The 275-nt window shown below is 62.5% G+C and carries 1 protein-coding gene; it reads right to left on the reverse strand.

The features are described from left to right. Nucleotides 1-275, reverse strand: a 275-nt coding sequence (locus Q4563_RS19710) for a hypothetical protein (RefSeq protein ID WP_303605724.1), incomplete at both ends; no start/stop codon positions are given.

The raw sequence follows: 275 nt of genomic DNA on the forward strand, positions 1-275 counted from the left end.
CTCTGTTGCTGCAGATTCGGATGTGTTGTCGCGGTTTGAGCGATTACGGCTACGACGGCGACGGCGGGGACGGGTTTCTTCGGTCGTCTCTGCTTTTTCTGGCGTCGGGGCTGCTTCCGCTTGCGGAGCGGGTTCAGCTGCTGCGTCAGTGGCCGGGGTGTCCGTGGTTTCCGACGGCGTGGTAACCGCAGTGTCTGTTGCATCAGCGCTGGTATCGACAGCGGTGGCAGCAGCAGTAGCGGTCTTGTCGTCGGTAGCCGCAGTGGCTGCAACGT

Source organism: Gilvimarinus sp. 1_MG-2023 (genome assembly GCF_030548285.1).